At 66.3% G+C, this 9273-nt stretch carries 8 protein-coding genes; 3 read left to right on the top strand and 5 right to left on the bottom strand.

Features of this window, described 5'->3' with window-relative positions; translation table 11 throughout:
- From DBR22_RS23065 to DBR22_RS23050, 4 genes are all read right to left on the bottom strand, one after another.
- The coding region (locus DBR22_RS23065) for an ATP-binding cassette domain-containing protein (RefSeq protein WP_146187639.1) at positions 1-458 on the bottom strand (458 nt) is incomplete at its 3' end.
- On the bottom strand, positions 455-2572 hold the full coding sequence (locus tag DBR22_RS23060; protein WP_108600888.1) for a dipeptide/oligopeptide/nickel ABC transporter permease/ATP-binding protein: 2118 nt from the start codon (positions 2570-2572) through the stop codon (positions 455-457). The genes DBR22_RS23060 and DBR22_RS23065, both read right to left, overlap by 4 nt.
- Positions 2569-3522: an ABC transporter permease gene (locus tag DBR22_RS23055; RefSeq protein WP_108600887.1), complete on the bottom strand. Its 954-nt coding sequence runs from the start codon at positions 3520-3522 to the stop codon at positions 2569-2571. The genes DBR22_RS23060 and DBR22_RS23055 overlap by 4 nt, the downstream gene beginning before the upstream one ends.
- 59 nt (positions 3523-3581) lie before the next feature.
- Positions 3582-5138, bottom strand: a complete 1557-nt coding sequence (locus DBR22_RS23050; protein WP_108600886.1) for an ABC transporter substrate-binding protein — start codon at positions 5136-5138, stop codon at positions 3582-3584.
- Between the two features lie 232 nt (positions 5139-5370).
- Here DBR22_RS23050 and DBR22_RS23045 point away from each other — a divergent pair, with 232 nt between their 5' ends.
- On the top strand, positions 5371-6198 hold the full coding sequence (locus DBR22_RS23045) for an IclR family transcriptional regulator (protein ID WP_258229426.1): 828 nt from the start codon (positions 5371-5373) through the stop codon (positions 6196-6198).
- Between the two features lie 126 nt (positions 6199-6324).
- Positions 6325-7350: a DUF808 domain-containing protein gene (locus tag DBR22_RS23040; protein ID WP_108600885.1), complete on the top strand. Its 1026-nt coding sequence runs from the start codon at positions 6325-6327 to the stop codon at positions 7348-7350.
- Here DBR22_RS23040 and DBR22_RS23035 read toward each other — a convergent pair.
- On the bottom strand, positions 7347-8615 hold the full coding sequence (locus DBR22_RS23035) for a glycoside hydrolase family 1 protein (protein WP_108600884.1): 1269 nt from the start codon (positions 8613-8615) through the stop codon (positions 7347-7349). The genes DBR22_RS23040 and DBR22_RS23035 overlap by 4 nt on opposite strands.
- 176 nt (positions 8616-8791) lie before the next feature.
- Here DBR22_RS23035 and DBR22_RS23030 point away from each other — a divergent pair.
- Positions 8792-9273: TetR/AcrR family transcriptional regulator (locus tag DBR22_RS23030; RefSeq protein ID WP_108600889.1), on the top strand; the 482-nt coding region annotated here is incomplete at its 3' end.

Below are 9273 nucleotides of genomic sequence, written 5' to 3'. Positions count from 1 at the left end.
AGTCCACCATCGGCAAAGCAATCCTTGGACTGCAGAAGACCGCCGGCGGAGGCACCGCGGAGGCGAAGGGGCTCGGCCAGGGAAGCCCCGATGGTCTGGCGCGGGTTGAGCGAGGAGTTGGGGTCCTGGAAGACGGCCCGCAGTTCCCCGCCGAGGGCGCGGCGTTCAGCCGCTCCGGCGTGGGTGATGTCCTTGCCCTGGTAGCTGATGGTTCCGCCGGCGGTCTTCTGCAGTCCAAGGATTGCTTTGCCGATGGTGGACTTTCCCGAGCCGGACTCCCCCACCAGGCCCACGGTTTCGCCGGGCTGGATGGCAAAGCTGACGCGGTCGACGGCGGCCGGGGCGGCTGCGGCCTTGCGGCCGCGGCCGTAGCGGACCACGAGGTCCTTCACCTCGAGCATGGGGCCGTTCTGGACGCCGTTGGGTGTTTCCCGCCGGGAATCGGTTGCGATGCTCATGCCAGGTCCTTTTCAACAATGTTCAGCGGTTCAACCCGGTGCAATGGTTTGGGTGTGATGTCCAGCAGCCGGTGGCCGGGGACCTCGGTGGCCACCCATTCGAGGCCTTCCACGGCCAGTTCGTCGGCTTTGACGCAGCGGACCAGTCCGTCACCGGAGCCGGAAGGCAGCAGCGGGACAGGTGCAGCGCAGGCCGAGCCGGCGAACTGGCAGCGGGCCATAAAGCGGCAGCCGGAGGGCCAGTCCTTGGGCTGCGGAACCTGGCCGCTGATGGTGGCCAGGCGTTCCGGCATGTCGGACGCATCGTTTGCGTGCGGGTCTGCGGCGAGGAGCGCAAGGGTGTAGGGGTGCCGCGGGTTGTCCAGAATGGTGGCGGTCTTGCCGTTCTCCACCACCTGGCCCGCGTACATCACGGCCACCTGGTCGCAGATGTCAGCCACCACACCGAGATCATGGGTGACCATGACCACGGACATCCCGGTGTCTTTCACCAGGGACCGCAGGAGCGAGAGGATCTCGGCCTGGACCGTCACGTCCAGCGCGGTGGTGGGTTCATCGGCCACGAGCAGGCGGGGCCGGCCGGAGAGTGCCAGGGCAATCGCGACGCGCTGCGCCATACCGCCGGAGATCTCGTGCGGGTAGGTCTTGAGGATGCGCTCCGCGTCCACGATGCCCACCTTCTCCAGCAGGCTGAGTGCTTCCTTCCGGGCCTCAGCTTTCCCCATCTTCCGGAGCCGCCGGATAGCGGAGATGAGCTGGTAGCCCACCGTGAACATCGGGTCCAACGCCCGCATGGGCTCCTGGGAGATCAGGGCGATCTCACGGCCGCGGATGGCTTCCATGCCACTGTCGGACGCGGCAGCCAGGTTCTGGCCGTTCCACAGGATCTGCCCGCCGGTGGCGACAACGCCGGACGGGAGCAGGCCCAGGAGGGACAGCGCGGTCATGGTCTTGCCGCAGCCGGACTCGCCCACGAGGCCCAGGACGGTGCCCTGTTCGACGTCGAAGGAGACGTCCGTGACCAGGCGGGGGCCGCCGTCGACCCCTACCGACAGTCCCCGGACACTGAGCTGGCCCTTGGGCGGTGCGGTATCAGTGGCCACCGGGGCGGCCCCGACGGCGGCAACAGCTTTGGCGCGCTGGCGGCGGGCAGCCGCTGACGGCAGGTGGGACGCCGTGGCGTTGGGTGCCTTGCCAAGGGCGTTGCCGATGGCATTGGCGGCCAGGACCGTCAGTGCCAGCACGGCACCGGTGGGGACCATCAGCCACGGCGCATCGTAGACGTGCTGGGAGGCGCTCTGGATCATCCCGCCCCAGCTGGGGGCCGGAAGCGGCGGGCCGAAGCCGATGAAGGCAAGACCGGCCTGGATGAGCATGCCGACAGCGAAGATGAGTGCGGACTGGACAACGATGGTGTTGGTCAGGCCAGGCAGGACATGGCGCAGGCTGATGCCAAGGGGGCTGACTCCGTCAACCCTTGCTGCATCCACATAAAGCTGGGACTGCAGCGACTTGGCCTGGCCCAGCATCACCCGGTAGACGCCGGCGGACATGAACACGCCGAGGACGGCCATGATGAAGGGGATGTTGGTCCCTACGGCCCCGATCACTGCGAGGATGATGACCGTTGACGGCAGGGACATCATGATCTCGGTGGTCCGGCTGATGATGCCCTCGGCCCGGTAGGAGGCGGCGGCGGTCATGGCCAGGATGGTTCCGAGGCCGATGCCCACCAGGACCGTGATGAAGGACGTGCCCAGGGTAGCGGCGGCTGAGGCGAAAATGCGGCTCAGGATGTCCCGGCCCAGTTCGTCCGCGCCCAGCCAGTGCGCGGCCGTGGGGCCGGACAGGACGGCCGTGAAGTCCTGGTCCTCGGTTTTGAACGGCAGCCACCAAGGGGCGGTCAGGGACGCGGCCACCAGGGCGGCCAGCCACAGTAACCCGGCGACGCCGCCCGGTGAGGAAAAGAGCCGATGGGCCGACAGCCGGGCGAAGGCACTCCTCGGGCCGGAGGCGGGAAGACCCGGCGTGGGCCGGCCGGAGGCGGGCTGGACAGCAGAGACAGGGCTTTCCACCGGGCTGTCGGCGGGGGCGGGTGCAACGTTGGGGATCATGCGGCACGCAACTTCGGGTCGAGGAACTTGGTGGCGAGTTCGAGCGCCAGGTTCACCGCAACCACCACGACGGTGGCGATGACCACGACGCCCTGGACGGCGGGCGCATCGTGGGTGCTGACCGAACTCTGGGCAGCCTGGCCCAGGCCTGGCATGGCAAAGAGCTGTTCTGCGACGACTGAGCCACCGAACAGGCCCATGAACTGCAGGGCGATGCCGGCCACGATCGGCAGGCTGGCATAACGCAGTGCGTGGATGTAGAGGATTTTCCAGGTGGGGGTGGCAGTGGCCCGCAGGGTCCGGATGTGTTCCTGCTGCAGGGCATCCAGCATCGAAGCCCTGGTCTGGCGGGCAATGAACGCCGCACCGCCAACAGCCAGGGTGATCACCGGCAAGGCAAGGGACATCGCCCAGTCCTGCGGGGACACCTCGAACGGAACGTAGCCGGTGGCGGGGAAAACGGATGACTGGACGGCGAACAGGTAGACGAAGATGATGCCGATCCAGAAGGCCGGCAATGCCACGGCGAGGCCGCAGAGCCCGCCGACGATCCGGTCCACGAGGCCGCCGCGTACTGCTGCGCTCACACCAAAGCCGATTCCGACGACGGCGCTGAGTACGGTGGCGCCGGCCGCCAGGGACGCGGTGACCGGCAGCCTGCTGGCCAGGTCATCGGACACGGAACGGCCATCGATCAGGGAGATCCCCAGGTTGCCCTGGACTGCGTCGCCGAGCCAGCGGACAAATTGCGTCAGGAGTGGATCGTTCCAGCCGAGGCGGGCATTGACCTCGTCAATCGCTTCCTGGGACGCGCCGGCTCCGAGCGATACCGCTCCGGGGCTGCCGGGCATTGCGTGCACCAGCAGGAATGCCAGCACCGCAACCACCAGCACGGTGGCCAACGCCATCAGCAGGCGTTTGGTGATGAATAGTGCCATGGTGACCTCCATCGGTCAGAACATTCCGGGCGGCCTCCTCGCGGGGGCGGCCGCCCGGAACGGTTCGGGTATTAGCTGGCCGGTGCGTAGGAAGAGAGCAGTGGGTACGCGTTGGTGCCGGCGAACTCAACCTGCTTGATCTTCTTGGTGTTGTAGCCCTGGTTGGTGAGGGCTTCGTAGAGCGGGATCATCCAGCCGGATTCCACCAGGCGCGTGTTGAGCTTGGTGAGCGCTGCCTTCTTGGCGGCGTCGTCCTTGGCGGCGGCGACTTCTCCGGTGGCTGCACTCAACTGCTCATCGGTGGCCTTCTGCACATTCGTGAAGCCGCTGAGGATGGCCCCGTACATCACGCCTACCGGGTTGTCCCAGTTCAGCGGCGCGTAGCCGAGCGGCGTGGTGGCCACGGCGGCGAAGGCTTCGTCCGTGGAGGCTGCCATTTTGACGTTCATGGTGATTCCGACGGCGGCAAGGTCCTTCTGGACGGCCTGCAGGTCAGTCTGGGTCTGGGCGCTGGCGATGATGGTGAAGTCGAAGCCGTTGGCGTAGCCGGCCTCGGCCAACAGGGCCTTGGCCTTCTCCGGGTCGTAAGCGAACCTGGTCTCCAGTTCCTCGGTGAACCCGGCGGAATCCTTGGGCAACGCGTTCCAGGCCGGGATGTCACCCTTGTGCAACGCGTCCACCAGGGCCTGGCGGTTAATGGCGTGCTGGATGGCCTGGCGTACCTTCTCGCTGGCGAACGCCGGGGCGGTCTTGCCGATCTTGTCGAACGAAATCATGGTGTTGACGGTGCCGCCGATCTGGGACACGCCTACTCCCTTGGACTTGGCGAAGTCCACAGTGCTTGACGTCAGCATGGCAACGTCCGCCTGGCCGGAGACCAGGGCATTGGCGCGGGCCTGCGGGTCAAGGACAACACTGAAGATGACCTTGCTGAACGGGTACTTTGCGGCGTCGGCGTTCTTGTCGTTCTTCACCATCACGTATTTGTTGCCCTTCACCGTGGAAGAGTCAATGATGTAGGGCCCGGAGCCGGCCGGGGTCGCCGCCAGGCTTGCGGTGTCAGTGACGCCGGCCTTGCCCACGATCATGCCGGTGGTGGAGGCCAGGTTCTTCTCGAAGCCCGGCTGGGCCTTGGCGAACGTCAGGGACACCTTGGTGGGGCTGACGACATCCACGGAAGTGATTTCCTGGGCACCGCCCTTGGCCACAGCTGAGTAGGCAGTCAGGGCCGGATCCGTGCGGCGGTCGAGGTTTGCTTTGACCAGCGCGGCGTCCAGGGTGGAACCGTCAGTGAAGGTCACGCCCTCCTTGAGGGTGAGCGTCAGGACCGTGTTGTCCGCGTTGTATTCAAAGGCACTGGCCAGGCCGGGACCCGCAGAGCCGTCAGCCTTGAGCACCATCAGGCTTTCGTAGAGGCCTTCGAAGAACTGTCGCTGGGCCGCTGAAACGCGCAGCGGGTCATAGCCGAACGATGCCGAGTCGCTGTCAATGGCGAGGGTCAGGGTGCTGGTATCGGCTTTGGCGGCCGTCTGGCTGGTTCCGCCGCCGCAGGCGGTCAGGGAACCAAGGACAAGGGCCCCGGCCAGAACGGCCGCGCTCCGTCGTGCGGGGGAGGTCAGGAGTTTCATGTGCGCCTTCGCATTCGTGATGGAATCGTGAGTAGGGTCCGGGACCGGCGGCCCGTCCGGTCGGCTGTGACCGCTGCGGGCCGATCCGTCGGTGCCCTCTCGTCAGATGGCCCCGGTAACCGGCTTCTTCAACAATCGCCGGAACGGGTACCTGCTCCCCACGCGAATTTCATTGGTTGAAACAGTATTGTGGTGGGGATCACCTGACATGAAATGGCGAAGGAGCACAGGCGTGACGGTTGAAGTGAACGAGGACGCGGCAAAACCGCAGCGTGGCAGGCGTCCCAAGCAGGGCGAACCGGTGATTGACCGGGCGCTGAGCCTCCTCGCAGTGTTCAGCGACCGCCGTCGTGCGTTGACTCTTTCCGAAATGGCACGGCTGGCACAGATGCCGGCGCCCACAGCACTGCGGCTGATCGCCCGGCTGGTGGAGTGGGGTGCGCTGGAACGCCTTGAGGACGGGCGGTACGTGGTGGGGGTCCGGCTCTGGGAAGTCGCGTCGCTGTCACCCCGCGGCCACGGCGTCCGGGAGATTGCGCTCCCCTACCTGGAGGACCTTTTTGCCGTGACCCGCCACCACGTCCTGCTGGCCGTCCGGGACAAGAACGAGGCCGTCATCATCGAGCGGCTGTCATCAAAGCAAGCCACAGAGGTTGCCTACCGTGTCGGCGGGCGTGCCCCGCTGAGGTCGACGGCGGTGGGCCTGGTTCTGCTCGCGGGGGCGGACGCAGGGTTCCAGGAGGCGGTCATCAGGCAGCCTCCTGATATGGAATCGGGCGTGGATGCCATGCCTGAAGGCCAGCTGCGGCGGACTCTGTCCGACGTCCGCCGCACCGGCGTCGCAATGATCCGCAGGTCCGCGCCCTCCCGCACCGTTTCTGTTGCTTCGCCGATTTTTGATGCACAGGGTGCGGTGGTGGCCGCACTTTCCATCGTTGTGCCGGACGGCGCCACTCCCCCCAACGTCCTGGCACCCGCGGTCCAGGCCACGGCCAGGGCGGTGTCCCGAAACCTCGGCTACAACAGCGGACCGAGCGACAGCGTCAGCATGCGCCCCTAACGGCCGTGCCGGACGGGTGCCGAAGGAGCACGGGGATGCCTCGTATAATCTGAGCATGCCGATCACGCGCCTCACCCGAGGCCTCCATGCCCAGCAGTCCACCTCCGAGCAGTGCGGGACCGACCTGTGAGCGGCGGTCTCGTCGCCCTGCTGGACGACATCGCAGCCCTTGCCCGCATAGCCGCCGCCTCGGTGGACGACATCGCTGCCGGGGCCGCCAAAGCGGGGGCTAAGGCCGCCGGCGTGGTGATCGACGACGCCGCCGTGACGCCGCAGTACGTCTCCGGAGCGGACCCGTCACGCGAGCTGCCGATGATCAAGAAGATCTTCTGGGGATCGCTCCGGAACAAGCTGTTGATCATCCTGCCGGCGCTGCTGCTCATCAGTGCTTTCACCCCGTGGGCCATTCCGTTCATCCTCATGGCGGGCGGCACCTACCTCTGCTACGAGGGTGCCGAGAAGGTCTGGCACAAACTCCGCGGACACCACGGGGCCGAAGAGGACGCACCGGCCGTGGACCGCGGTCCGGAGGCGGAGGCGAAGGTCACCAAGGGCGCCATCACCACAGATTTCATCCTCTCCTGCGAGATTATGGTCATCTCGATGAACGAGGTGGCCGCTGAGTCTTTGTGGGCACGGGCGTTCATCCTTGTTGTTGTTGCCCTGGCCATCACGGTGCTGGTCTACGGCGCGGTGGCGCTGATCGTCAAAATGGACGACATCGGCATCCACCTGGCCGCGAAGGACTCCGCGGGCTCCCAGCGTTTCGGCGAACTGCTCGTCAAGGGCATGCCCGCCGTGCTGACCGCGATCACCATTGTGGGAACGGTCGCCATGCTGTGGGTCGGTGGCCACATCATGCTCCAGGGCGCCTACGACCTCGGCTGGCATGCTCCCTATGACCTGGTCCACGCCCTTGAGGCCCCGGTCGCCGGGATCCCCGTGGCGGGCAGCTTCCTGGCCTGGCTCGTGAACACTTTGTGCTCGGCCGTCCTGGGAATCATCTGGGGCCTCATCGTGATGGCTATCGTGGTCCCGCTGCTGAAAGTCCTGCCGTTCGGCAGCAAAAAGGGCGGCCACGGAGAGGACGGGGTCCCTTCCGCAGCCGCCGGGCATACGCCGGCGAAACCTGACGCCGGCTCCTCCCCCTAGCCCATACCCACCGCGCTCAGGCGCTCCCCGGCTTCCCGGGCCACACCGCCAAGCCAGTAGGCGCTGGGCTTGGGGGTGCGGATCTGGGTGGAGCGGTCGACGGCGATGATTCCGAAGGTGGGACCGTAACCAAAAATCCACTCGTAGTTATCGAACGCGGTCCAGGCGATGTAACCGCGCACATCGATGCCGTCCGCGAGGCAGGATTCCACACCGGCCAGCGCCGTTTTGAAGTAGTCAAGCCGCTGGGTGTCATCGTTCGTTGACAGGCCGTTCTCCGTCACCATGACGGGGATCCCGGCGATCCGGTGCGCCTCCCGGATGGTAGCTTCGAGTGCCTGCGGGTAGATCTCCTCGCCCAGCTGGTTGGTGACGGCACCGGCGGGGGCCGGGGCCACGCCGTCGGGCCCGAAGACGGTACGCCCGTACGTCTGGATTCCCACAAAGTCGTCGCCGCGCGAGACTTCGAGGAAGCGTTCGTTGACATCGCGCCGGACCTGGTCCGCCAGTTCCTGCCCGCCCTCGGCCGCCTGGATGTCCGAGTTGGCAAGGGTCCAGCCCACCATCAGTTCGGGCTGGCGGGCCTTGATGGCATCCCGTCCGGCGCGGTGCGCCGCGAGTTTGATGTCGAATGCGGCGTCGGAAACCGTGAACTGGAACGGTGCCACCCTGGCCGCCTCGATGCCCAGGGCGTCAGCGGCTGCGGACCACAGCGGAACCCGGCCGCGGTGTTCCGCAGGTTCGCCGCCGATGCCAAGCGCCTTGAGGAGCCAGGCCAGGTTGGGCTCGTTGAGGGTGCACGCGACGCCGATCAGGTCCCCCAGATGCTCGGTGGCGCGGTCGCAGTAGCGGGCGAACCGTTCCGGCGTGGCCGGGTCTTCCCAGCCGCCGGCGGCAAGGAGCCACAAGGGCGAGGTGAAGTGGTGGAAAGTCACCACCGGTGTCAGGCCATACTCATGGCAGGCTTCGAGCATCCGGCGGTAATGGTTGAGTTCCGCGACGCTGAAGTGGCCCTCTTCCGGTTCGATGCGCGCCCATTCCAGCGAGAAACGGTAGGTGCTGAAACCCAGGGACGCGATCAGCGCGATGTCCTCGCGGTAGCGGTGGTAGTGGTCGATCGCGTCACCCGATGGCTCGGCGAAGATGGTTCCGGGCAGGTGCTCAAGGAACCAGGTGTCGTTGTTGGTGTTGTTGCCCTCCACCTGATGGGCGGCAGTGGCCACGCCCCACAGGAAGTTGGCGGGAAAGTGCTGGAGCTCGGTCATCTAAATCCTTTCAGGTTCCGCAGCACATCAGGCCCTGCCAGTCGGAGGCACCTGCCCTGCGGCTGGTCCCAACCTTACGCAAACACTTTCCAAGTTGGAATACTTTCAAGGGGAAACTTTTACCAAAGTGGAAAAGAAGCTTGGTACACTGTGCCGGAGAACCCAGGAGGGCGACGATGACAGAACTGACTCGGCAACCGGCCCGCAGCGCCAAGCGGGCTCCCTACGCCAACGGCGAGCGTAAACGTGCCGGACTGGTGGACGCAGCGTTCGCCGTCTTCGCCGAGAAGGGGTTCCAGCGCCTGTCGGTCCGCCAGATCGCCGAAGAGATCGGAACGAGCCACACGGCCCTGCTGCATCACTTCGGCGGCAAGGATGCCTTGCTGGAGGCCGTGCTGGTCCGGCGCGAAGAACGGGAAGGCCCCTGGCGCCGCACCCTGCTTCAGGAAAAGGGCCTCCTGGAAACCGTGCCCGAGGTCATGCGCCACAACGCGGGCATCCGCGGCGTGATCCAGCTTGACGCCACCCTGCGGGCCGAAGCCGTGAATCCGGACCATCCGGCCCATACGTTTATCCTCCGCCGCGACCGGGAGCTCATCGCCTCCCTTCGGTCCGAGTTCGAACGGGAAATCGGGGCGGGCCGGGTGGCACCGCAACT

The sequence above is a fragment of the Arthrobacter sp. HMWF013 genome (assembly GCF_003061105.1).
Lineage (GTDB): Bacteria > Actinomycetota > Actinomycetes > Actinomycetales > Micrococcaceae > Arthrobacter.
The sequence above is the reverse complement of the archived record's forward strand: the minus strand, read 5'-3'. Positions and strand labels throughout refer to the sequence as shown.